Here is a 23,013-nt window from a genome sequence, read left to right on the forward strand (position 1 = left end):
ACGGATTGCGAACTCAAAAAAGTTCGCAAGCCGTTTTCTGTTTTTTATAACAGTATCTAATAAACTTCCTCAGTCAGTCCTACGGACTGCCAGCCCCTACAACGCTTTGCGGCCGCATCCAAACATCCACAAGTTTTCCTATGGATGTTTGGTCAATAAGGCCCATGCGATAGCTGCCTGCAAAGCAAGTCCGGAGGACGCAGCTGCGCAGCTAGCAGCGAACCGCTCAGGGGCTGGTCTTAGGCCTATGCGAGTCATGTGCAAAACGGGTATAGGAAAGGAATCTATGGCATGTAGATAAATTTCTACTTCTATTACCCTCTAGAACTTGACCAGTATCGGCATAGAATGCTTCCTGAGTGGTTCGCCGTGTTCCGTTCCCCTTCACCCTGCGGGTTCGGCTCACGGACGGCTATCACATAGGTCGCATAATACCAAATGTCCTCGGGCAACTGCATTGACATTTGGATGCGACCGTAAAGCGTGTAGGAAGTGTCGCCGAAGGCGACGATAGAAGTTTCATTATTTCACACCCCCTTTTTGCTGCGCCAATATTCCTCCAAAATACATTGAACAGCAGCGCCCAGTGCAAGACGCTGTGCAGCCACTTCAGGTCTGTTTCCCTGCCTATTTCGTCAGTTCTTCCAAACGCTGAAAAAGCAGGAGAAAACACTGTTGACTGTTTTCTGACCAAGAAACGCTGCCATCAAAGGACTCCCAATGGGTTTTATACCGCCACAGGGAATAGATGGCGGACCCCAGGAGTTCGATATCAATGACCGTGGGAAGCACTTTCGCAAAAGCCTCACTTCTCATGGCTGCACATTCTGGATAGCGTTTGACAAATCCAGTCCCCGAGTCCATACGGAAGCCAAGCTTCGAGCAGGCATCGCCCAGTTTGTCAAACTGAAGCCAAAATTTTTCCGGGTCCTTTTCCCTCTGAAGGAGCAACTTGACCCACTTTGCCGCAAATTGGTGCATCCGTTTCTTCCCGTTCCGCTTAGGAAGCTGTTGGCACCTGCCAAAAGCCCAGATATCGTCAAAGGGAAGAACCCGCTGGTACATTTCCGTCAAATCCACTTTCCCAGTGCCGGGGAAATCCACATAAACGCCCGTCTGCTGCCCAACAACAACCGCAGCTCCCGCGGCCTCCTCATACCGTATCAGCCTATAGGAACCAGTTCCCGCAATCCTTTCTTTTTTCTGTTTTACCCGGTCTGTGAGAGAAAGAAGCAGCTCTGCCTTCTCTTCCCCAATGTTCGCCAGCTTTGCTTCATGATAACTTCTTCCTGTTTTTCTCTGCCGGGCCGTGCGGGTGACAAGACTGGCAAGGCCGCTAGCCGCCAGCTTTAAGGTCTGTTCCACAATAGCTCCGGGTTTCCCGTGCACGGAAGGCTTCTCCGAAACCAGGACGAAATACGCTTTCTCTTTATCCATTCTCCTACCTCCGCTGGAAATTCAGACTTGTTCATATCTGAATTCTAATAAAAAATAAAGCAAAGGACAATTAAAGCATGGGAAAACAGAAAAGTCCTGCAAGCCGCTGAAGCTGAAGAAACTCTTGCGGTCTTGCGGGCCCGGCAGCCCCCAAACGCATTCTTGCCCATAATCGAAAAAGGGATTTCCCGCCAAAAGCGGAAAATCCCTTTGCCTAAGCGTATTGCCAGTCCAGAGCTGCGATTATTTACGCAGGCCCAGTCTTTCAACGATGCTTCTGTATCTTTCGATGTTTTTCTTCATCAGGTAGTTCAGCAGGCCACGACGTTGACCAACCATTTTCAGCAGACCACGGCGAGAATGATGGTCCTTCTTGTTGGCCTTCAGATGTTCAGTCAAATAGGTGATCCGTTCAGTCAGGATGGCAATCTGAACTTCCGGAGATCCGGTATCAGCTTCGTTGATGCGGTAGGTTTCGATCAGTTCTTTCTTTCTTGCAGGTGTTAACATAGTTTTTTCCTCCTTAGTCATGGAAAAGCCATAGCTGTAGCCGGCGTCGGAGTGTCGCACAGCAACGCTAAGGTTTAGTTTCTTGGCCCTTTAGGCACTGAGAAAGTATATCATAGATTGGTCCAAATGACCAGGCAAATCCGGTCATTTGCCAAGATTTTTCTTGTAAAAACAAAACAGCCCGGTTCCTTAGAGGAAGTTCCGGACTGTTTTTTCATCTTCCTGGATTTGCTTGAGCAGCGCTTCCAGGGAGTCAAATTTAAGTTCTTCCCGAATCCGATGCAGCAGCCGTACCCGGATTTCCTGCCCATACAAATCGCCGGAAAAGGCAAACAGGTAGGCTTCCAGCCGGAAATCTGCATCGGTAAAGGTGGGATTATCCCCCACATTGATCATGGAGCCGTAGAGGTTCTTTTCCACCACTACCTGCCCGGCGTACACGCCGCTCTTAGGCATGGCGATGTTCCGGCCCAGGAGCTGGACGTTGGCCGTAGGATAGCCCAGCAGCCGCCCCCTGCCCTCACCGTGGATAACCTTGCCCCGGATTTCGTAGGGCCGTCCCAGCATCTTATTGGCCAGGTCCAGGTCGCCCCGGTTAATGGCCCGGCGGATATTGGTGCTGCTGACAATCTGCCCGTCCAGGGTCAGGAGCGGCCGGGCAAGCACGGTAAGCCCATACTTTTCGTGCTGAGCCCGCAGGTATTGGGCATTACCCTTGCCGCCGGCCCCAAAGCTGAAATTGTCCCCAATGCCCACGGCCTTGACCCCGGCGGCCGTCAGCAGCTGCAAAAAGTCTTCTGCGCTGATTTGGGCCAGCTCAGGGGTAAAAGGCAGGTTTACCAGGATATCCACACCCAGGCTCTGCATAATCTGGATTTTCGAACGGTTGTCCAAAAGCCGCTGGGGTTCCAATTCCGGCATCAGGCTGGCCATGGGATGGGTACTGAAGGTAAAAACCATCAGCTTTAGCCCATAGGCCTTGGCATAACGGCCGGTGGCCGCTATGACTTCCTGGTGGCCCAAATGGACCCCGTCAAAGGTGCCCAGGGCCGCTGCCGAAGGAACCGGCGTCATTTTTTTCAGTTCGCTAAGATTCTCAATCAGCTTCATAACTATTCCCTGTCCTGTACTTCCGGAATGCGGATAATTTTATGGGCGTACAGCCTTTGGTCCTTGACCTTGGCCAGGCCCACCAAAAGGCCCTCCCCGGTAAACACCTGTACCAGCTGCCCTTCGTAGGGTTTTGCATGGGGCACCGTAGTAGCCACTCCCTGGGCAATCCGCCGCCCTTGCAGGGCGTTGACCTCTACCCGGGGAAACTGAGCCAGCACGCAGTCCACATCCAGGCAGTACCGAGCCGGAGCTTCTGCAATTTCTTCCAGGGTATGGGCGTCTTCCAGGGTAAATACCCCGGCCTGCCGGCGGAGGAGGAAACTCATGGTTCCCTTCATCCCCAGCTTATCCGCCAGGTCTTCCGTCAAGGTCCGGATAAAGGTTCCCTTGGAGCAAGTCACGTCAAACACCAGGGTCCGGCCGGTGTAGGCCACCCGACGCAGCTGCCGGATGGTAATGGGCCGGGGCTCCCGTTTGATTTCGATGCCCTGCCGGGCCAGCTTGTACAGCTTGGTCCCTTTTACACTAATGGCCGAATACATGGGCGGAATCTGAAAGCCGTCCCCCAAAAAGGATTCCAGGGCCCGGTCGATTTCTTCTTCCGTTAGGCGCAGTACAGGACTTTCGGCAATGATTTTGCCTTCCGTATCCCCCGTATCCGTCTGAAACCCGAAGGTCATTTCGGCCCGATAGGTCTTTTCCTCATGGCTGGCGTATTCCAAAAACCGGGTAGCCTGGCCAGTAAATACCGGCAGCACCCCAGCCGCCGAGGGATCCAGGGTTCCCCCATGGCCAATTTTCTTCATGTTGAGGATTTTCCGCATCGCGCCCACCACATCGTGGCTGGTCATCCCCGGGGGTTTGAGTACGTTGAAAATCCCATCCATTACAATTCCTCCAGCGCCTTTTCCAGCGCTTCCACCACCTGCTTTTTGGCGTCTTCCAGGCTGGCACCCACGGTGCAGCCTGCGGCTTTAGCATGGCCGCCGCCGTTAAACAGCAGGGCTACCTTGCTGACGTCCACATGCTTGGAGCGCATGCTGACCCGTACCTGATTCTTTTCCACAGCCTTAAACATCACGGCCACCTCTACCCCATCAATGTAACGGGGATAGTAGATGAAGCTTTCCGTGGAAACGTTCTTGTTGTACAGCTCGTGGGGCACTTCCAGGGTGGCAATCCGGTTATCGGCGTAGAAGGTCATGCCGGGCAGTACCTTGCCCAACAGTTCCACGGACTCCCGGGATTTCATTTCCAAAAGGTCAGAAATCTCGTTGGGGTCCACGCCGATTTCCACCAGGTCCGCTGCTGCACGCATACAGCTGGGAGTGGTATTGGCATATTTGAAATACCCGCAGTCGGTAACAATGGCCGTATACAGGCACACTGCCGTCTTTTCCGAAATGGGTACCTGATTGGCCTGGAGCATCCGGTACATGATTTCCCCGGTGGCTGCGGCCTGGGTATCCAGGAGCAGGGTATCTGCATAATGGGTATTGGAAATATGATGGTCAATATTCAAGATAGGTGCGGAAAGGCACTGCTCTGCAGCACCCATTCTGTCCTTGGAGCTGGCATCCACCACTACCGTCAGGTCACAGGCAAGCTTTTCCTCCGCCTTCGGGTGCTGATAGTCCGTTAGGCCCGGCAGGAAATGGTACAGCCGGGGCAGCTGGTCGTCCACCAGAAGAATCACCTTTTTGCCGGCTTCCCGGAGAGCGTGACAGAGCCCCAGTGCCGACCCCAGCGTATCACCGTCAGGGCCCACATGACTGACCAATGCCAGGGTATTCGCCCCCATCATCAGCTGCCAGGCACCGCGATAATCCACTTCTTTACTCATGCTTGCCTTCTTCCTTTTTCAGGTCCCGAATCAGGGATTCAATATGGGCACTGTATTCCATGGACGTGTCCTTATGGAAGCTGATCTGGGGTGCCACCCTAAGGTCAATGCGTTTGGCAATTTCACTGCGGAAAAAGCCCACAGCACGCTGCAGGCCCGTCCAGGCCTGCTCCTGCTGTTCCTGGCTGCCGTACAGGCTCACATACACCTTGGCATAGCTTAAATCGTTGCTTACTTCCACCCCGGTGATGGTCACAAACTTCACTCGGGGATCTTTTACATCATGAATCAGCATATTGCTTAGTTCATGCTGAATCAAAGCCTGCAATTTTTCTGCACGCAGTTTGGTCATAGTTTCTCCTTATTCAGGGGCAACTTCTTCCATTACGTAAACTTCCAGCTGATCGCCTACTTTGATATCCCGGTAGTCGGCCAGAGTCAGCCCGCATTCGAAGTTGGCTGCCACTTCTTTCACATCATCTTTGAACCGGCGCAGGGAGTCCAGTTCCCCTTCGTGGATGACAATGCCATCCCGAACCAGGCGAACCTTGGAACTGCGGGTAATCTTGCCGTCCTTTACATAGGCACCGGCAATCAGAACCTTGTTGATGGGGATTACCTGACGGATTTCCACATGGCCGATAATCTTTTCTTTGAATTTCGGTGCCAGCATACCCTTGATGGCAGCTTCCACATCGTTGACGGCATCGTAGATGACGCGGTAGGTGCGGATATCCACCTTTTCGGTATCGGCGGCCTTCCGGGCGTTGGCATCCGGACGGACGTTGAAGCCGATAATCAGGGCGTTGGCAGCAGAAGCCAGCATAACGTCGGATTCGTTGATGGCACCCACGCCGGAGTGCACCACAACCACCTTCACTTCGCTGTTCTTGATGTTGCCCAGGGCGTGTTCCAAAGCCTGGATGGTGCCCTGTACGTCTGCCTTGACTACAATGTTCAGTTCCTTCAGTTCCCCTTCCTGAATCCGGTTGAAGATATCGTCCAGGGATACTTTGGCCTGCTTTTGTTCTTCCATCTTCATTTTGGCCAGACGTTTTTCTGCAACGCTTCTGGCAGTATGCTCATCAGTGGCATCCATGATATCACCGGCGGCAGGCACATCATTAAGGCCCAGTACTTCTACAGGGGTGGAAGGCAGTGCTTTCTTTACCTTTTCGCCCCGGTCGTTGACCATGGCCCGGACCTTGCCGTAGGTAGTGCCGGCCAGGATGCAGTCCCCAATATGCAGGGTGCCCCGGTCAATCAGCACAGTGGCTACAGGGCCTCTGCCCTTATCCAGTTTGGCTTCGATCACAGTACCGTGAGCCGGCAGTTTGGGGTTGGCCTTCAGTTCCAGCATATCAGCTACCAGCAGAATCATTTCCAGAATATCGGAAATACCGGTCTTCTGACGGGCAGAAACGGGAACCATAATGGTGTCGCCGCCCCAGGCTTCAGGAATCAGCCCGTGCTCGGACAGCTGCTGCATAACGAATTCCGGGTTAGCCCCTTCTTTATCGATTTTGTTGATGGCCACAATAATGGGCACCTTGGCAGCTTTGGCGTGGTTGATGGCTTCCAGGGTCTGGGGCATCACACCATCGTCGGCAGCCACTACCAGAACGGCAATATCCGTTACCTGGGCGCCTCTGGCACGCATAGCTGTAAAGGCTTCGTGGCCCGGCGTATCCAGGAAGACAATAGGACGGCCCTGGCAGATTACCCGGTAAGCACCGATGTGCTGGGTAATACCGCCGGCTTCCCGTGCCGTTACGTTGGTTTTCCGGATGGCATCCAAAAGGGAAGTCTTGCCGTGGTCAACGTGGCCCATAACCGTTACAACAGGCGGTCTGGGTACCCGCAGAGCCGGATCGTCCTCCACTTCGGGCACTTCCGTAGGATCGGCCTCAGGCGGCGGTTCCTTTACTTCGCAATTGTAGTCCAGGGCAACCAGTTCAGCCGTTTCATGGTCGATTTCCTGGTTGATGGTTACCATCTTGCCCAGCATAAACAGCTTCTTGATAATTTCGCTGGCTTCGCGGCCCAATTGGGCGGCAAATTCTTTCACGCTGATGCTTTCCCCTACTTCAATACTGGTAGGTCTTACCACTTCAGCGGCTTTCTTCGGCGCATTATTATTGTTGTTGTTTTTATGTTTATGGTTATGCATCATATGATCGGCGCTGCGCGTAGGCCGGTTTTCCCGGGTCGCGTACGAACCCTTAATCTTATCCTTTTTCTCGTGTTGATGGAAGTTGGAATTCCGTTTGCCCATTTCCTTGCCGGCATGGGCACTGTTCATTCCCACCGGAGCTGCCGGTTTAGCTGCATGATCCTTGGGACCATTGCCCGGTTTCCGGTGCTGGTTATTGCCGTTCTTGTTGTAACCGCCCTCCCGGTCGTTCTTTTGGAAGCCCCGGTTATTGCCGCCAGTATGGCCATTGCTGCCCTGACGGTCGTTAAAACGGGAACCATTGCTGGGACGGGAGCCATTATTTTGGCCCGGACGGTTATCCCGATTGCCCCCAGCCGTATGCTGGCGGGGTGCACCCGTACGATCGCTGTGGGAGCGGTCGTTATTCCGGTCATTGTTGCGGAAACCGCCCCGGTTTCCGTCACTGCGGTTTTGGGAGCCGGCAGGACGGTTGTTGTTATGGTGGTCCTGACGGTTTCCCCGGTCCACGGTGGACGCATCCCGCTTGACTTCAGCGGCGGGAGCGGCCGGTCTCGGGTTCTGGGCGGGTCTTACAGCAGCCGGTTTTACCGGAGCTGCACTCTTTTCTGCGGGTTTCGGGGCTGCCGTTTTGGCAGCGTGGTCTTTCAAATTATTAATGATCAATGAATGTACATCCTCTTCTACGGAGCTCAATTGACTTTTCACGGTAATCTTATGCTCCGATAAGAAGTTCATGACTTTTTTACTATCCGTGTTCAGTTCTTTAGCAATCTCGTATATTCTATATTTTGCCATCCGCACACCTCCATGCTGCTATAACATCAGTTTCAAAAAGTGGCTGTCCAGAATGGCCACAGCGGCCCGGGGAGACTTACCAATTGCAGCCCCCAAGGTGGCCATATCCGGCCCATTTCCATAGGGGACGTGGCTGCTTTGGCATCCAAATTCCAGTTTTTCCCTGGAACGGGGGGAGGTATCAGCGGCAATCAGCACATAACGGACCTTCCCCTTTTTCAGGCCGTCCGAGATGCCCTGATCGCCGGATACCAGTTTCCCAGCCTTCTGTGCCAATCCCAAGGCGAAGCAAATCTGCTCAGTGCTTTTCATGTGACAGCTCCACCAACAAGGTATCTTTCATTTCCGGGCTGATTTTCACCTGCAAAGCCTTTTCCAGACTTTTGCTCTGGATGGCCTTGGTAATGCAGGCAGCCTCAGGGCACACATAGGCGCCCCTGCCCGGCTTTTTCCCAGAACGGTCCAGGCTCACCGCTCCCTCCGGGGAGCGGACGATCCGGATCAGTTCTTTTTTATCTTTCACCTGTCCGCAGCCGATACAGGTCCGCTGCGGAATCTTCTTCATTTTCATGCTCATTCTCCTGCTTCTTCAGCAGCTTTCTTTTCTGCCCGCAGTTGGGCAGCTTGGGTTTCACTCTTGATATCGATTTTCCAGCCGGTCAGCTTGGCAGCCAGACGGGCGTTCTGTCCTTCCTTGCCAATGGCCAGGCTCAGCTTGTCATCCGGTACGATAACCCGGCAGATTTTTTCTGCGGGATCGGCAATGGCTTCCACCACCTTGGAAGGAGACAGGGCATTGGCCACGTATTCTTCCGGATTTTCGCTGTATTTTACAATATCAATCTTTTCGCCCCGGAGCTCGTCCACAATATTGCGTACCCGCAGGCCCTTGGGACCTACGCAGGCACCCACCGGATCCACGCTGGGATTGGTGCTGTGCACGGCAATTTTGGAACGCATCCCCGGTTCCCGGGCAACACTGTCGATGATGACAGTACCATCCTGGATTTCAGAAACCTCCAGTTCGAACAGTCTCTTCAACAGGCCGGGATGGGTCCGGGACAGAATAATCTGAGGGCCTTTGGTGGTTTTCTTGACTTCCACCACATAGCATTTCAGACGATCATGATAATCATAGGTTTCCCCAGGAATCTGTTCGTTGGGCAGCAGCAGACCTTCTGCCGTTCCCAGGTTTACGAACACGTTGTGGCCTTCAATCCGCTGGATGGTACCGGTTACAATGTCGTTTTCCCGGTCGGAATACCGTTCATAGACCATGCCCCGTTCTGCTTCCCGAATCCGCTGCACAATCACCTGCTTGGCATTTTGGGCAGCAATCCGGCCAAAATTCTTGGGAGTCACTTCTTCTTCCATAATATCGCCGGCCTGGTACTTGTGGTCAATTTTCTGAGCCGTTTCCAGGTCCAGCTCCGTTGCCGGATCCGTAACCTCATCTACGATATTTTTCCGGGCATACACATGAATCTCACCCGTTTCCTTGTTCAGGGAAACCCGTACATTTTGCGCAGAACCAAAATTTTTCTTATAGGCGCTGATCATGGCTTCCTCCACTGCACTGTAAAGGATATCGGGAGCAATCCCCTTCTCCTTTGCCAGTTCTGCAATGGCTTTTACGAAATCCGCATTCACTTCTTGACTCCTCCTTAAACTCGTTAAAAATCAATATGGGGCCGAACCGAAGCCACAAGCTTCCGTTCGATGGTCATAGGTTTGTTTTTGGCATCCGTCACCTGCAAATTGTCTGCATCGTGACCCGTCAGGACAACGGTCAGCTGCTTGGACCCGTTAAAGGGTACGTAGAAGGCCAGGTCCACCTTGGTGCCATAGTGGGCTTCCAGTTCCTTATCCTTTTTCAGGGGCCGGTCAATGCCGGGGGAAGAAACCTCCAGATAGTACTGATCCTTGATGAAGTCCTTTTCATCAAGAAGTTTGGCCAGGGCATTGCTGACCGCCGAGCAGTCATCAATGTCGATGCCGCCCTCCTTGTCGATGAAGACCCGCAGGAACCAATCCCGTTCCCGCACGTATTCTACATCCACCAGTTCCAGACCGGCTGCTTCCACAATGGGCAGCACCAGTTCGGTAACCTGCTCTGTGATCTTTTTCTTGTCCATTCGTAAGACACCTGCTTCTTTCCTAGTAAACGAAAGAGCGGGTATAAATACCCACTCTCTAAAGTCTGCCTCAGTTTTCTTAAACCATTATAACACTGGAACACGGTTTTATCAACACAAGGCGATAAGTATTTTACACTTTGGCCTAAATCGGATGGAAACTTCCGGCCCGGATCAGAACAGTTCAATCTGGTCCGTAGCCGGCATTCCTTCCAAAATCCCCAGGTCCGCCAGCACTTCCACATTGGATTTGCTGATTTTGGCCCGGTTCTTCAGGTCTTCCTGGGAGATGAACTCGCCCTTCTTGCGGGCCTCCACAATGTCTTCGGCCGCTACCCCGCCGATGCCCCCAATGGAGCCCAGGGGCGGCAAAAGGCCCTTTTCCGTAACAATAAATTTATGGGCGTCGGACCGGTACAGGTCCACATCCTCAAACACAAAGCCCCGTTCCAGCATCTCTACGCACATTTCCATATACGTGGCCGTATCCTTGTCGTTGACCTTGGCCTTGTTGCCCTGGGCGTACACGTCCTTGATGAATTTCTTCATGTATTCTTCGCCTTTATGGACCTGGGCATAGTCAAACTTGGGCGCCCGGATGGAAAAATAAGCGGCGTAGAATTCCTTGGGATGGTGCACCTTGCAGTAGGCAATCCGGTAGGCCGACAATACGTAGGCCACGGCATGGGCCTTAGGGAACAGGTACTGCACCGTCCGGCAGGACCGGATGTAGAAGTCCGGAATATTGGCCTTCTGCAAAGCTTCCGCCTGCTTGTCGGAAAAGCCGTTCTTGTGGGCCTTCCCTTTCCGGCAGGTTTCCATAATGCTGAAGGCAATGCTGGGCTCCACCCCTTTGTTGATCAGGTAGGTCATGATATCGTCACGGGTGGAAATGGTTTCGTCCGTGGGGTGACCTTCCTTAATCAGGTCCTGGGCATTTTCCAGCCACACGCCGGTACCATGGGAATACCCGGAAATACGCAATAGGTCGGAGAAGTTCTTGGGCTTTACGTCCGCAATCATCTGCCGCACAAAATGGGTGCCGCATTCCGGAACCCCCAGGGTCCCTACTTCACTGCCAATGGCCTCCGGAGTTACCCCCAGGGACTTGGTGCTCAGGTACAGTTCCATGGTCTCCGGATCGCCAATGGGAATGGACTTGCAGTAGCCGTCCTGCCCCATCAGGGTATCCAGCATCTTGATCATGGTGGGATCATCGTGACCCAGAATATCCAGCTTCACCAACCGGTCGTTGATGGAGTGGTAATCGTAGTGGGTGGTAATGGTGCCGCAGTTTTCGTCATCTGCCGGGTACTGGACGGGCGTAATATAGTGCACATCCAGGTCCCGGGGGATAACCATGATGCCGCCCGGATGCTGGCCGGTGGTCCGCTTGACCCCAGCCAGTTTGGGAATCAGCCCTTCCACAAAGGCGTTCCGTTTGGGCTCTCCCCGGCTTTCGTAATACTTTTTGATGTAGCCGTAGGCCGTCTTGTCCGCAATGGTACCCAAGGTACCAGCCCGGAATACGTTATCCCGGCCAAACAGTTCTTCCGTATATTTATGGGCCCGGGGCTGGTATTCCCCGGAGAAGTTCAGATCGATATCGGGCACCTTGTCCCCGTGGAAACCCAAGAATACGGCAAAAGGAATATTGTGTCCGTCCCGGATCATCATGGTGCCGCATTCCGGGCAGGCCTTTTCCGGCAGGTCAAAGCCGGAACCCACGGAACCGTCCTCAAAGAACTCCGTATGGAAGCAGTGGGGACAGCGGTAATGGGGCACCAGGGGATTTACTTCCGTAATGTCCAGCATGGTGGCCACAAAGGAGGAACCAACACTGCCCCGGGAGCCTACCATGTACCCATCGTCGTTGGATTTCTTTACCAGCAGATGGGCAATGTAGTACAGCACGGAGAAGCCGTTGCCGATAATGGAAGACAATTCCAGATTCAGCCGGTCCTCTACAATCTTGGGCAGGTTGGGGCCGTACAGCTCGTGGGCCTTGGCGTAGGACATGGATTCCACTTTTTCCTTGGCCCCAGGAATGGTGGGAGAATACAGTTGGTCCCGGTCGGGAACCGGCTTAAAGGTTTCCACCTGTTCACTGATCTTGTTGGAGTTGGTCACCACCACCTCGTAGGCCCGTTCCTTGCCCAGGTAGGAGAATTCTTCCAGCATTTCATCGGTGGTCCGCAGGTATAGCGGCGGCTGCTCCTCATCGGGATACCCTATGCCGGCCTGGAGGATTCTCCGGGCCAGGGCATCTTCCGGATTCAGGAAGTGGACGTCGCAGGTAGCCACCGTCAGTTTCCCCAGTTCGTCAGCCAGGGCCAGAATCTTCTTGTTGATGGCCTGCAAATCTTCCACCGTGGTAATTTCCGGGAACCGTTCGTCCCGGATCAGGTAATTATTGTTGCCCGTGGGCTGAATTTCCAGGTAATCATAGTAGGACGCAATGTCTAACAGTTCCTGATGGTCCGCCCCGGCCAGCACCGCCCGGTACACTTCCCCGGCAGCGCAGGCGGAGCCAATAATCAGCCCTTCCCGGTATTGGTCCAAAAGGCCCTTGGTCATCCGGGGCCGTTTGGGCCGGCCGCCAAAGTACTGCAAATGGGACAGGGAAACCAGCCGGTACAGGTTCCGCAGCCCCTCTGCATTTTTGGCCAGCAGGATAATATGGTAATTCTTCTTATCTTTCAGGTGATGGCACAGATAGCCTTCCAGCCCGAAAATCAGCTTCAGGTCCGACCCTGCGGCCGCATCGTAGGCAAAGGGAAAGGCCTGGACCACCCCGTGGTCCGTAATGGCCAGGGCCTTGTGCCCCCAGCGGATGGCAGTCTTTACCAGTTCTTCAATGGGGGTCAGGCCGTCCATCTTGCTCATTTTCGTATGGCAGTGGAGTTCCACCCGCTTGACTTCCGCCTTGTCTTCCCGCTTTTGCGCAGGCTCCATCATGATGTTCTTGACCCGGAGCATAACGATTTCGAAGTTCTCGTATTTGTCCGGTGCCACATCTCCCTGGATTTTCACCCGGCAGCCCACCGGCAGTTTGGCCTTCAGGTCTGCACATTCCTTCTGGTTCTTTTTCAGGTCATTTTTGCCGCCAGGATCCGCAAAGCGCATTTTGCAGGTCAGACCATCGGTCTCATCGGCCACCAAAATGCTCAGTATGATGGCATCGGTTTTCAGCTCCCGTTCATTAAAGCCCATGAGCTGGCCTTCCACCACCACGTTGTTTTCTTCCTCCAGCACCTCCGCCATGGGGCGGGCCGCCTTTTTGATTTTGCGGCCCAGCACCACCCCATCTTCCCGGCTGGAAGAGCCGCCCCCCTGGATTGCCCGGAGAGCGGCTTGGTAATCTTCACTAGCAAAAATTTCCTGGTTGGGGTCAAAAGCATTTACCTCAGGTTCAGGTTCGCAGGGAGCCTCTTCCGGCCAGCCTGCGTCCGGTTCTTCCGGCCACCAGGTGGGCGGTTCCTGGTCCTGGGCCAGATCCCGGTCCTCCTGACAGGGAGGCAGCACCGGGTTCTGGTCGCATTTCACAAAGACCACCTGGCCCACGGAACAGGCGTCCGCCACCTTATGGCCAACTTCCGCCAGTTCCTGTTCTTCCAGAGGGGTGCATTTTCCTTCGTAAGCAATCTCCCACAGGTTCCGCTGCTCGTATACTTCCACCGTGGCAGCGGAAATTCGCTGGACACAGGCCAGCTGTTCCGGAGATAGCTCCAGGGAAGAAAGGAAGCTCAAAAAAACCTTTGGATCAGGTATGATTTTATAACATTCAGATTGCATGCCAACCTCTTACTTTTCTACCATCGTGACACTCTCCACTTCAGGACGCTTTTTCAGTCCTTCCAGGAGGGCTCCGGCGTCCAGATGCTTGCCGATTTTCACCGACAGGTTCACCTGAATCACGCTTTTGGCCGGATCGTTTTTGATGCCCAAAATCCGGGTCTTCACATTCCGCTGCTGCAGGTAGTCCATGACCTCCATCATGCTTTCCGGATGCTTGTCCAGGGTTACCTGGAGTCGGCATTTCAGGGACTTCCCGGCAGGAATTACCTTTTTCTCCAGGCCCCGGATCATAATCAGGGTGACCAGGGTCAAAAGGGTCACCAGAATGCTGAGATACAGCATCCCGCAGCCCACCGCCAGACCAATGGCTGAAACAATCCACAGGCTGGCTGCCGTGGTGAGCCCCTTCACCGTCAGGCCCTCATGGAGAATAGTGCCGGCACCCAGAAACCCGATGCCGCTGACCACCTGGGAGGCAATCCGGGAAGGATCCCGGTACTGGGTATAGCCATCGGCGCCGTAAATGGAGACAATCATCAGAAGGGCCGAACCGGTAGCCACCAGAATGTGGGTACGCAGCCCTGCCGGCCGGTCCCCTGCACTCCGCTCCAGACCGATGAGCCCGCCCAAAATGGCGGCCACCAGAATCCGCAGCATCAGTCTCAGCACTTGTTCATCCCACAACATGACAATCCCTCCTAACGCCGTTTTACTGCCTAACTGCTTCTTATAAAGCCTTTGCCAAGAGAGCCTTGATGGCCTCTACGTAATTTCCTTCCAGGGAGATATCCGTCATTTCGCCCGTAGCACGCAGCTTGGCTTCCAGTGCATTTCTCTTTAAGGTCTTGGGACCTACTACAATACGCAGGGGAATCCCAATCAGGTCGGCATCCTTGAATTTTACCCCAGCCCGTTCGTCCCGGTCATCAATCAGGGTTTCAATGCCGGCAGCATTCAGGGCAGCATACACTTCTTCGGCCTTGCCGTTGGATTCCGCATCTTGGGTATTCACCGGCAGCACAATTACCTGATAAGGAGCAATGGCTTTGGGCATAATGATGCCGTCCTTGTCGTGGTGCTGTTCGATAACAGCAGCCAGGGTCCGGCCTACGCCGATACCGTAGCAACCCATGTACATGGGTTGTTCCTTGCCGTCCGCATCCAGATAGGTGGCGTGCAGGGCGGCGCTGTATTTGGTGTTCAGCTTGAAGACCTGGCCCACTTCAATGCCCCGGGCTTCCAGCAAGTGGCCGCCGCAGTGGGGGCATTTATCCCCTGCTACCGCGGTGCTGATATCCGTTACCAGGGTATACACAAAATCCCGGCTGGGTTCTGCGTTTACATAGTGGAGGTCCTTCTGGTTGGCGCCGCAGCAGATGTTGTGCATATTCATCACCGTTTGGTCGATGATGATGGTGCATTTATTGGTATCCAGGCCAATGGGGCCCATATAGCCAGGCACAGTGCCGGCTGCCCGAATCATATCATCGGGAGCCATTTCCACTTCCGGTACGCCGACCGCATTGGCCACCTTGGTTTCGTTGACAGTTTTGTCACCCCGGACAAAGCACAGGATCAGCTTGCCCTGTTCAGAGGTAAAGGCCACTGCCTTGACGCTTTTAAGAATGGGCGCCTTTAAGAATTCGCACACAGCTTCAATGGTGTTGCAGCCAGGGGTTTCCCGGGTTTCCAGGGGCAGCGCTTCTTCTGCAGGAGCTTCCAGGGCAGCACATTCTGCCTTTTCCACGTCCGCAGCATAATCGCAGGTATCGCAGTACACAATGCCGGCTTCACCACTTTCTGCCAGGCCCATAAATTCGTGGGTGGCATTGCCGCCGATGGCACCGCTGTCTGCTTCCACCGGCCGGTATTCCAGCCCGCAGCGGGTAAAGATGGCGCTGTAGGCATCGTACATTTTCTGATAAGCCACATCCAGCCCAGCCGGATCGGCATCAAAGGAATAGGCATCTTTCATGATAAATTCCCGGCTGCGCATCAGGCCAAAACGGGGTCTCTTTTCATCCCGGAATTTGCTTTGGATCTGGTACAGGTTCACCGGCAGCTGGCGGTAGGAACGCAGGTCGTCCCGCACCAGCGTAGTAATCAGTTCTTCGTGGGTAGGTCCCAGGCAGAATTGACGGCCATGACGGTCTTTGATCCGGAACATTTCTTCGCCGTAGACGGACCAGCGGCCGCTTTCTTCCCAGATTTCAGCAGGCTGCAGAATGGGCATCATAATTTCCTGGGCACCCTTTCCGTCCATTTCCTCCCGGATAATGGTTTCAATCTTTTTGATGCTTCTCCAGGCCAGGGGCAGGTAGGTATACAAACCGCCGGCAGCCTTGCGCAGATAACCGGCCCGGAGCATCAATTTGTGGCTCTCGATAACCGCCTCCGCAGGAACCTCTCTTAAAGTGGGTGCATACAATTGGGAAACGCGCATTCTATTTACTTCCTTTCTGCCAATATTTTTTGGATTTCCAGCATTAATTGGTCGACCAGTTGGTCTTCCGGAACTTTACGAATAATTTCTCCCTTGCGGAAGATCAGTCCCTCATTCTTGCCTCCGGCAATGCCCACGTCAGCTTCCCGGGCTTCTCCCGGGCCGTTGACCACGCAGCCCATAACGGCTACGGAAATGGGTTCCTTGATGTCCCGGAGTTTTGCTTCCACCTGGGAGGCCATGTTGTCCAGGCACACACTGGTCCGCCCGCAGGTGGGACAGGAAATCAGGGTGGGACCGTACTCCCGAAGGCCCAGGGACTTTAGGATTTCAAAACCGGCGTCAATTTCCGGCAGCGGGTCCCCGGTAAGGGATACCCTGATGGTATCCCCAATGCCTTCGGCCAAGAGGGTGCCAATCCCCACTGCGGACTTGATGAGCCCGGTGTGGAGGGTGCCTGCCTCAGTAATTCCCACATGCAGGGGATAATCGCACTCCTGCGCCATCAGCCGATAGGCTTCCAGGGTCAGGGGCACATCGTGGGCTTTCAGGGAAATCACAATATCCCGGAAGTCCATTTCCTCCAAAATCCGGATATGCCGCCAGGCCGCTTCCACCAACCCTTGGGCAGTAGGATGACCGTATTTGGCCAGCAGGTCCTTGGGCAGGGAGCCTGCATTCACCCCAATCCGAATGGGTACCCGGTGCTCCTTGGCGGCCTTCACCACCGCTTCTACCCGGTCCCGGCCCCCAATATTTCCCGGGTTGAGCCGCAGGGCGTCCACCCCGGAATTGATGGCCTCCAGGGCCAGTCTGTAATCAAAATGGATATCTGCCACCAGGGGAATATGGATTTTTGCCTTGATGGTCTTTAATGCCTTGGCCGCTTCCAGAGTGGGAACGGCACAGCGGATAATTTCACAGCCTGCCGCCGTCAGCTGGTAAATCTGCTTTACAGTGGCTTCTATATCTTCGGTTTTCGTGTTGGTCATGGACTGGACAGCCACCGGGTAACTGCCGCCGATAGAAACGCTGCCAATCTGCACCACACGGGCATTTCTGCGTTTTAGCACAGTACGACCTCCTTTAGTGAATCAAATCGTGGAGCGTTGCGTAAATGGTCAAAAACAGGATGCAGCCTACACCAATCATCTGAATAATACCCTTGGCCCGGGGTGCCAGCGGCTTGCCCCGCAGGCCTTCCACCACAAGGACCAGGAATTGTCCTCCGTCCAGGGCAGGAATGGGCAGCAGGTTTAAAACCGCCAGATTGATGCTGAGAAACGCCATAAAGCCCAAATAAGGAATGGCGCCCTGGGCAGCTACGTCCCCAGCCATTTGGGCTACCCCAATAGGTCCGGAAAGCTCTGCCGATACCTTGCGGGTGACCATCAGCTTGATGCCCTGCAGCATTCCCACGGTAATCCGGCTCACTGCCTTCACCGCCGTAGAAGCACTTTGTACAAGGCCCAGGTCCTTATGGTTCAGTTTGGGGGTAATACCAATCAGATACCGGTTGGTTTCGCTTTCGTATTGGGGCTTCAGGGTCAGGTTCTGTACCTTGCCGCCCCGTTCCACCACCAGCTTGCTGGGCACCGGCCCGCTGGCCTGCACCTGCTCACTGATTTCCTTCCACTGGGTAAGCTTGACGCCATTAATGGACACAATGCGGTCCCCAGGCACGACGCCGGCCTGCTCAGCAGGATACCCGGCCATGGTGGAGCCCACAATGGGCTGGTCCACGGGAATATCAATGCCGGAGAGGGCATACATGCCAAAGAAAATCACCACTGGCAGCAGAAAATTCATAAAGGGTCCTGCCAAGATGGTAATCATCCGGGCCCACAGGGGACGGCTGCCAAAGCCCCGGGGCAAGTCTTCCTCCCCAGGCTCCATACCGGCAATCCGGTTATAGCCCCCGAAAGGAATGATCCGCAGAGAATACAGGGTCTCCCCCACCTGACGCTGGTAAAGCAGCGGGCCAAAGCCCACGGAAAACTCCGTCACCAGCATGCCCGTGGCCTTGGCTGCCAAAAAGTGGCCCAGTTCATGCACGGTAATTAGTACACCAAACAGCACAATGGCTGCCAAAACTGTCAGCAAGGGATTCCCTCCCGGCCTTTCCGGGCCACCCAGGCTTCGGCGGTTTCCCGGGCTTTCCGGTCCGCTTCCACAATGGTTTCATAGGACTGAACCGACTGCTGGGGAGTCTTTTCCAGCACCTGTTCAATCAGGTCGGCGATTTCCAGGAAGGAAATCTGCCCCTTCAGGAAAGCAGCTACTGCCACCTCGTTGGCAGCGTTAAAGGCGCAGGGCAGGATGCCCCCGGCCTTCCCTGCCGAAATGGCAAGGGGCAGAGCCCGAAACACCGTCGTATCCGGCGCTTCAAAGGTCAGGTTCCCGGCCTTCACCAGGTCAAGCTGGTCAAAGGCCACGGGCCACCGGTCCGGATAACTCAGAGCATATTGGATGGGCAGCTTCATGTCCGCTGCTCCCAGTTGGGCAATCACAGCCCCGTCGCAGTATTCCACCAGAGAATGGACAATGCTTTGGGGATGGATGACCGGCACAATTTTGTCGTAAGCCGTATCAAACAGCCAATGGGCTTCAATCACTTCCAGGCCCTTGTTGGCCAGGGTGGAGGAATCAATGGTCACCTTGGTGCCCATACTCCAGGTAGGATGGTTCAGACACTGGCTGACCGTGACCTGTTCCAGTTCTTTCCGGCTTTTCCCCCGGAAGGGTCCGCCGGAAGCCGTCAGGAGAATCCGTTTGATATCCTTATGCTGGTTCCCCTGAAGGGATTGGAAAATGGCGCTGTGCTCACTGTCCACCGGGGTAAGCCCTACCCCCTGCTGCTTTACCGCAGCCATTACCAGGCTGCCAGCCGCCACCAGGGTTTCCTTGTTGGCCAGGGCAATGTTCTTGCCGGCAGCGATGGCGGCAAGGGTCGGTTTCAGCCCTGCGTAGCCCACCATGGCCCCCAGCACCGTATCGGCACCGCTGTAGGTAGCCACGGCCATGAGCCCCTCCTGACCTGAGAGGATTTCCGTTTTGCCCACGTCCAGCTTGGCCAGCTGAGCCGCCGCTTCCGGATCCGTCAGGCAGGCCAGGGCCGGCTGGAACAGGCGAATCTGTTCGGCCGTTAAAATCACGTTACTATGGGCAGCCAGAGCCACTACTTTCAGGCGCTCAGGATTGGCTGCCACTACCTCCAGGGTCTGGGTTCCAATAGAACCCGTGGACCCTAAAATTGCAATATTCTTCATAGGCGACTCCTTTTACCCTAGCAGCAGCTGGGTAATAAAATAGTAGGCCAAGGGAACGGAGAAAATCAGGCTGTCGCACCGGTCCAGCACGCCCCCGTGTCCGGGAAAGAAGTTCCCAGAATCCTTGATGCCGCAGGAGCGTTTCAAGATGGATTCCACCAGGTCTCCCAAAGGAGCGAAAATCCCGATGCCGACGCCCAGTACCAGCATGGGCAGCAGCCCATACCCCAGCCACAGGCAGCCCATGAGCAGCACCGTAGCCACGCAGCCGATAAAGCCGCACAGGGCCCCTTCCCGGGTCTTCTTGGGACTGATTTTGGGAGCCAATTTTGTCTTGCCCCAAAGCCGTCCTCCAAAATAGGCAAAGGTATCGCTGGCCCAGGTGGCAAACATCACCACCCACAAAAGGGCTTCTCCCAGGCTCATGGCGCCCCACACAGGAATGGTATGCACCGGTCCTGTAATTTCCCTCAGCAGGATAAAATGGGCAAAAGGAAGGCCCAAATAGACCAGGGACATGCAGGTAAGTCCTACCTTCTCCGGCCAATGGCCTTCCTCATAGAAATAAAGACCTTCCAGCATTACCAAAAGGGAAAACAGGGTCACCAGGGGCAGCAGCAATGCTTTAATTCCCAGGCCGGCCGCCAGTATCAGGAGAGCCGTACCCAGGCAGCCCGTCAGGGCATAGACCTTAAAGCCAGCCGCCTGGAGCATCCGGGCAAATTCCCGCCAGCCCACCAGGCCCAGCAGCAGCACCCCGGCCGCAAAAAACAAACCACCCATTTTAATCAAAAACAAAGCAATGGGAATGGCCACAATCGCAGTTCGTATTCTTTGTCCCATGTTCGCCTCTTATGCCTTGGTTAAGCCGCCAAATCGGCGGTCCCTTTTTTGAAAGCTGCCCACTGCCTCTACCAGCATCTCCTCGGAAAAATCCGGCCAATAGGCAGGAGTCGTCCAAAGTTCAGCATAGGCAATCTGCCACAGCATAAAATTGCTGACCCGCAGATCTCCCCCCGTCCGGATTAAAAGGTCCGGAGCAGGCAGGCCATGGGTGTTCAAATAGTCTTCAACCGTTTTTTCATTTATATCATCCGGCTGGAGGGTACCGTCTTTTACCAGTGCGGCAATTTCCCGCACAGCGCTGACGATTTCCCGCTGCCCGCCGTAATTGATTGCAATATTCAAGATGATGCCCGTATTGTTCTTGGTCACTTCCAGGGCATGATCCATTTTTTCCAGCACCACCGGCGGCAAGCCTTCACGGCTTCCCATAAAACGAATCCGCACGTTGTAGCGATGGAACTCCTCCAGTTCAATGGTCAGATACCGGCTGAGCAGCTCCATAATGAAGCGAACCTCCGTAACCGGCCGTTTCCAATTTTCCGTGGAAAAGGCATACACACTTAAAATCTCAATGCCCAGCTTATCGGCAAATTTTACAATTTTGCGCAGGGTCTTGGCCCCTGCCGCATGGCCGAAGGTACGGGGCTGGCCTTGGGCTTTGGCCCATCTGCCATTGCCATCCATGATGATGGCTACATGCCGGGGGATTCTTTTTCCGTCCAGCTTGGACAGGTCTACAGACCCGTAGTCGGGCAGTTCCGGCAGAGTATTCGTTTTTCCGAAGAATTTTTTCAGCATACCGTTTCCCCCTATAAAAAAATTTGCGCAGCCTGCATAACGCGGGCTGCGCAATCCGCTATCAGCTTATTCAGCAGAAATAGCGCCTACCGGGCAAGCGCCGGTGCAAGCATCGCAGTCGATGCAGCTAGCTTCATCAACTTTATACTTGCCGTTGTCTTCAGAAATTGCACCAACGGGGCAAGTTCCTGCGCAGGAACCGCAACCGATGCAATCGTCTTGGTTAATCTTGTGTGCCATCTTGAGTACACCTCCCTTCAAATTTGCAACCAACAATTAATTGTAATGTATGGTCAGACAGTATGCACTGCTTCAACACATAAGCGTGATCATCCTGCCAGACTTGCGAAGCACGGTGAAAATAGGGCTCTGCCCGCACCACCTGTACCTGCCAGCCCTGCTGCTCCAAAACCTCCAGAGCATACGGGAGAGGACGGGCCAGAAGATCCGGGACTTCCTTGGAGAGTTCCATCACACCGACATAACTTCTTTCTCTTTTTTGGCCAAAATATCATCAATTTTCTTGATGTACTTGTCCGTAAGTTTTTGGGAAGTTTCCGTTGCGTCCTTGGCGTCATCTTCGGTAATGGTTTTGGCCTTTACCTGTTTCTTGATGGCGTCATTGAAGTCGCGGCGGATGTTGCGGATTTCAACCCGGCTGGCTTCCCCTTTTTTATTGACTACCTTCACCAGATCCTTCCGGCGTTCTTCCGTCAGAATGGGCAGGTTCAGGCGAATTACAGTACCATCGTTGCTGGGGTTCAGACCCAAATCAGAGGTCATAATGGCCTTTTCAATATCTTTCAGCAGGCCTCTGTCCCAGGGTTTGATTTCAATCATTCTGGGTTCGGGCACGGAAACGTTGGCTACCTGGTTCACAGGGGTTGCCGTTCCATAATAATCCACCCTTACCTGATCCAGCAAAGAAGGAGTAGCACGGCCAGTACGAATAGCGGCCAGCTCAGTCAGCAGAGCTTGAATGGCTCTGTCCATTTTTCCTTCGGTCTCTTTTTGCAGTTCCTCAATCGTTGCCATCAAAATCCTCCTACCAGGGTTCCGATTTCTTCGCCGGCAGCTGCTTTCAGGATATTGCCTTCCTTGTCGATGTTGAACACAACGATGGGAATGTGGTTATCCATGCACAGGCTGATAGCGGTAGAATCCATGACACCCAAATTTTTCTGAATCACTTCAATGTATTCCAGATGGTCAAATTTTTTGGCATTGGGATTTTTGGCAGGATCGCTGTCATAGACACCATCCACACCCTTCTTGGCCATCAAAATGGCGTCTGCTTCGATTTCAGCAGCCCGCAGGGCAGCTGTAGTATCGGTGGAGAAATAAGGGTTCCCGGTGCCTGCCGCAAAAATGACGACCCGGTTCTTTTCCAAATGACGAACGGCTTTGCGCCGGATGTACGGTTCTGCAATGGCTCTCATTTCAATGGCCGTCTGCACCCGGGTAGCAACCCCGCGGTTTTCCAGAGCATCCTGGAGTGCCAGGGAATTGATGACCGTAGCCAGCATGCCCATATAGTCGGCCGTTGCCCGATCCATGCCTTCAGAAGCGCCGGAGAGACCTCTCCAGATGTTGCCGCCGCCGTTAACGACTGCCACATCCAATCCGCTTTCCCGTACAGCCTGAATCTGTGCTGCAATGTTGTCAACCGTAACAGGATCAATCCCGTAGCCTTTAGGGCCTGCCAGGGCTTCACCACTGAGTTTCAAAATTACGCGCTTGAACTTTCTATTTGCCGACACTGAACGTTACCTCCTACAGAACTCCGTTGTCTATTTGCTATTATATTTGAATTTGCCGCTTCATGCAAGCTTAATAAATAAGAGAACACC

At 54.1% G+C, this 23,013-nt stretch carries 23 protein-coding genes; all 23 read right to left on the reverse strand.

What is annotated here, in order from left to right:
- Positions 1-627: 627 nt before the first annotated feature.
- Entirely contained in the window at positions 628-1,437 is an 810-nt protein-coding gene (locus DW089_RS02055; RefSeq protein WP_105325698.1) for a hypothetical protein, read from the reverse strand.
- 243 nt (positions 1,438-1,680) lie between these two features.
- Positions 1,681-1,947 carry a 30S ribosomal protein S15 gene (rpsO, locus tag DW089_RS02060; protein WP_105325699.1) on the reverse strand — a complete coding sequence of 89 codons (267 nt, stop codon included), beginning with the start codon at positions 1,945-1,947 and terminating at the stop codon, positions 1,681-1,683.
- A gap of 189 nt (positions 1,948-2,136) precedes the next feature.
- A complete protein-coding gene (locus tag DW089_RS02065) occupies positions 2,137-3,057 on the reverse strand; it encodes a bifunctional riboflavin kinase/FAD synthetase (RefSeq protein WP_105325700.1) in 921 nt (306 codons plus the stop codon).
- Between the two features lie 2 nt (positions 3,058-3,059).
- A complete protein-coding gene (truB, locus tag DW089_RS02070) occupies positions 3,060-3,947 on the reverse strand; it encodes a tRNA pseudouridine(55) synthase TruB (RefSeq protein WP_105325701.1) in 888 nt (295 codons plus the stop codon).
- The gene (locus DW089_RS02075) at positions 3,947-4,903 is read right to left on the reverse strand and encodes a bifunctional oligoribonuclease/PAP phosphatase NrnA (RefSeq protein WP_105325702.1); all 957 of its coding nucleotides are present in this window, start codon (positions 4,901-4,903) and stop codon (positions 3,947-3,949) included. Before DW089_RS02075 ends, truB begins: the two co-directional genes overlap by 1 nt.
- Positions 4,896-5,255 (reverse strand): 30S ribosome-binding factor RbfA, encoded by a 360-nt coding sequence (rbfA, locus tag DW089_RS02080; protein WP_105325703.1) that lies wholly within the window; start codon positions 5,253-5,255, stop codon positions 4,896-4,898. Before rbfA ends, DW089_RS02075 begins: the two co-directional genes overlap by 8 nt.
- A gap of 9 nt (positions 5,256-5,264) precedes the next feature.
- The gene (gene infB / locus DW089_RS02085; RefSeq protein ID WP_105325704.1) at positions 5,265-7,874 is read right to left on the reverse strand and encodes a translation initiation factor IF-2; all 2,610 of its coding nucleotides are present in this window, start codon (positions 7,872-7,874) and stop codon (positions 5,265-5,267) included.
- Between the two features lie 18 nt (positions 7,875-7,892).
- Positions 7,893-8,186, reverse strand: a complete 294-nt coding sequence (locus DW089_RS02090) for a ribosomal L7Ae/L30e/S12e/Gadd45 family protein (protein WP_105325705.1) — start codon at positions 8,184-8,186, stop codon at positions 7,893-7,895.
- Positions 8,173-8,445: an RNase P modulator RnpM gene (rnpM, locus tag DW089_RS02095; protein ID WP_105325706.1), complete on the reverse strand. Its 273-nt coding sequence runs from the start codon at positions 8,443-8,445 to the stop codon at positions 8,173-8,175. Before rnpM ends, DW089_RS02090 begins: the two co-directional genes overlap by 14 nt.
- Before the next feature lie 2 nt (positions 8,446-8,447).
- Complete coding sequence (gene nusA, locus DW089_RS02100) at positions 8,448-9,524, reverse strand: transcription termination factor NusA (protein WP_105325707.1); 1,077 nt, start codon at positions 9,522-9,524, stop codon at positions 8,448-8,450.
- A 23-nt stretch (positions 9,525-9,547) separates the two neighbouring features.
- Entirely contained in the window at positions 9,548-10,009 is a 462-nt protein-coding gene (gene rimP / locus DW089_RS02105; protein WP_105325708.1) for a ribosome maturation factor RimP, read from the reverse strand.
- A 174-nt stretch (positions 10,010-10,183) separates the two neighbouring features.
- The gene (locus DW089_RS02110) at positions 10,184-13,804 is read right to left on the reverse strand and encodes a PolC-type DNA polymerase III (protein WP_105325709.1); all 3,621 of its coding nucleotides are present in this window, start codon (positions 13,802-13,804) and stop codon (positions 10,184-10,186) included.
- Between the two features lie 9 nt (positions 13,805-13,813).
- Positions 13,814-14,494 carry an MgtC/SapB family protein gene (locus DW089_RS02115; protein WP_231086261.1) on the reverse strand — a complete coding sequence of 227 codons (681 nt, stop codon included), beginning with the start codon at positions 14,492-14,494 and terminating at the stop codon, positions 13,814-13,816.
- A 40-nt stretch (positions 14,495-14,534) separates the two neighbouring features.
- Positions 14,535-16,250: a proline--tRNA ligase gene (locus DW089_RS02120; protein WP_105325710.1), complete on the reverse strand. Its 1,716-nt coding sequence runs from the start codon at positions 16,248-16,250 to the stop codon at positions 14,535-14,537.
- 5 nt (positions 16,251-16,255) lie between these two features.
- Complete coding sequence (gene ispG, locus DW089_RS02125; RefSeq protein ID WP_105325711.1) at positions 16,256-17,323, reverse strand: flavodoxin-dependent (E)-4-hydroxy-3-methylbut-2-enyl-diphosphate synthase; 1,068 nt, start codon at positions 17,321-17,323, stop codon at positions 16,256-16,258.
- A gap of 13 nt (positions 17,324-17,336) precedes the next feature.
- Positions 17,337-18,353: an RIP metalloprotease RseP gene (gene rseP / locus DW089_RS02130; protein ID WP_105325712.1), complete on the reverse strand. Its 1,017-nt coding sequence runs from the start codon at positions 18,351-18,353 to the stop codon at positions 17,337-17,339.
- Positions 18,347-19,519 (reverse strand): 1-deoxy-D-xylulose-5-phosphate reductoisomerase, encoded by a 1,173-nt coding sequence (locus tag DW089_RS02135; RefSeq protein ID WP_105325713.1) that lies wholly within the window; start codon positions 19,517-19,519, stop codon positions 18,347-18,349. Before DW089_RS02135 ends, rseP begins: the two co-directional genes overlap by 7 nt.
- A 12-nt stretch (positions 19,520-19,531) precedes the next feature.
- Complete coding sequence (locus DW089_RS02140; protein WP_105325714.1) at positions 19,532-20,362, reverse strand: phosphatidate cytidylyltransferase; 831 nt, start codon at positions 20,360-20,362, stop codon at positions 19,532-19,534.
- Positions 20,363-20,371: 9 nt separating this feature from the next.
- Complete coding sequence (locus DW089_RS02145; protein ID WP_105325715.1) at positions 20,372-21,163, reverse strand: isoprenyl transferase; 792 nt, start codon at positions 21,161-21,163, stop codon at positions 20,372-20,374.
- Between the two features lie 66 nt (positions 21,164-21,229).
- Positions 21,230-21,403 carry a 4Fe-4S binding protein gene (locus tag DW089_RS02150; protein WP_105325716.1) on the reverse strand — a complete coding sequence of 58 codons (174 nt, stop codon included), beginning with the start codon at positions 21,401-21,403 and terminating at the stop codon, positions 21,230-21,232.
- Complete coding sequence (locus DW089_RS11565) at positions 21,387-21,635, reverse strand: hypothetical protein (RefSeq protein WP_105325717.1); 249 nt, start codon at positions 21,633-21,635, stop codon at positions 21,387-21,389. The genes DW089_RS02150 and DW089_RS11565 overlap by 17 nt, the downstream gene beginning before the upstream one ends.
- A complete protein-coding gene (gene frr / locus DW089_RS02160) occupies positions 21,635-22,198 on the reverse strand; it encodes a ribosome recycling factor (RefSeq protein ID WP_105325718.1) in 564 nt (187 codons plus the stop codon). Before frr ends, DW089_RS11565 begins: the two co-directional genes overlap by 1 nt.
- Complete coding sequence (gene pyrH, locus DW089_RS02165; RefSeq protein ID WP_105325719.1) at positions 22,198-22,923, reverse strand: UMP kinase; 726 nt, start codon at positions 22,921-22,923, stop codon at positions 22,198-22,200. Before pyrH ends, frr begins: the two co-directional genes overlap by 1 nt.
- Positions 22,924-23,013: the final 90 nt, after the last annotated feature.

This window comes from Acidaminococcus sp. AM05-11 (assembly GCF_003472805.1).
In the GTDB taxonomy this organism is placed as follows: domain Bacteria; phylum Bacillota; class Negativicutes; order Acidaminococcales; family Acidaminococcaceae; genus Acidaminococcus; species Acidaminococcus hominis.

What these genes read in the sequence shown, in the direction of transcription:
- DW089_RS02090 (WP_105325705.1), bottom strand. Translation starts at nt 8,186, where the DNA reads ATGAAAAGCACTGAGCAGATTTGCTTCGCCTTGGGATTGGCACAGAAG.
- rbfA (WP_105325703.1), bottom strand. Translation starts at nt 5,255, where the DNA reads ATGACCAAACTGCGTGCAGAAAAATTGCAGGCTTTGATTCAGCATGAA.
- rpsO (WP_105325699.1), bottom strand. Translation starts at nt 1,947, where the DNA reads ATGTTAACACCTGCAAGAAAGAAAGAACTGATCGAAACCTACCGCATC.
- rnpM (WP_105325706.1), bottom strand. Translation starts at nt 8,445, where the DNA reads ATGAAAATGAAGAAGATTCCGCAGCGGACCTGTATCGGCTGCGGACAG.
- truB (WP_105325701.1), bottom strand. Translation starts at nt 3,947, where the DNA reads ATGGATGGGATTTTCAACGTACTCAAACCCCCGGGGATGACCAGCCAC.
- infB (WP_105325704.1), bottom strand. Translation starts at nt 7,874, where the DNA reads ATGGCAAAATATAGAATATACGAGATTGCTAAAGAACTGAACACGGAT.
- rimP (WP_105325708.1), bottom strand. Translation starts at nt 10,009, where the DNA reads ATGGACAAGAAAAAGATCACAGAGCAGGTTACCGAACTGGTGCTGCCC.
- DW089_RS11565 (WP_105325717.1), bottom strand. Translation starts at nt 21,635, where the DNA reads ATGGAACTCTCCAAGGAAGTCCCGGATCTTCTGGCCCGTCCTCTCCCG.
- DW089_RS02110 (WP_105325709.1), bottom strand. Translation starts at nt 13,804, where the DNA reads ATGCAATCTGAATGTTATAAAATCATACCTGATCCAAAGGTTTTTTTG.
- DW089_RS02055 (WP_105325698.1), bottom strand. Translation starts at nt 1,437, where the DNA reads ATGGATAAAGAGAAAGCGTATTTCGTCCTGGTTTCGGAGAAGCCTTCC.
- DW089_RS02065 (WP_105325700.1), bottom strand. Translation starts at nt 3,057, where the DNA reads ATGAAGCTGATTGAGAATCTTAGCGAACTGAAAAAAATGACGCCGGTT.
- DW089_RS02120 (WP_105325710.1), bottom strand. Translation starts at nt 16,250, where the DNA reads ATGCGCGTTTCCCAATTGTATGCACCCACTTTAAGAGAGGTTCCTGCG.
- DW089_RS02075 (WP_105325702.1), bottom strand. Translation starts at nt 4,903, where the DNA reads ATGAGTAAAGAAGTGGATTATCGCGGTGCCTGGCAGCTGATGATGGGG.
- DW089_RS02145 (WP_105325715.1), bottom strand. Translation starts at nt 21,163, where the DNA reads ATGCTGAAAAAATTCTTCGGAAAAACGAATACTCTGCCGGAACTGCCC.
- frr (WP_105325718.1), bottom strand. Translation starts at nt 22,198, where the DNA reads ATGGCAACGATTGAGGAACTGCAAAAAGAGACCGAAGGAAAAATGGAC.
- DW089_RS02140 (WP_105325714.1), bottom strand. Translation starts at nt 20,362, where the DNA reads ATGGGACAAAGAATACGAACTGCGATTGTGGCCATTCCCATTGCTTTG.
- DW089_RS02115 (WP_231086261.1), bottom strand. Translation starts at nt 14,494, where the DNA reads ATGTTGTGGGATGAACAAGTGCTGAGACTGATGCTGCGGATTCTGGTG.
- DW089_RS02135 (WP_105325713.1), bottom strand. Translation starts at nt 19,519, where the DNA reads ATGAAGAATATTGCAATTTTAGGGTCCACGGGTTCTATTGGAACCCAG.
- DW089_RS02150 (WP_105325716.1), bottom strand. Translation starts at nt 21,403, where the DNA reads ATGGCACACAAGATTAACCAAGACGATTGCATCGGTTGCGGTTCCTGC.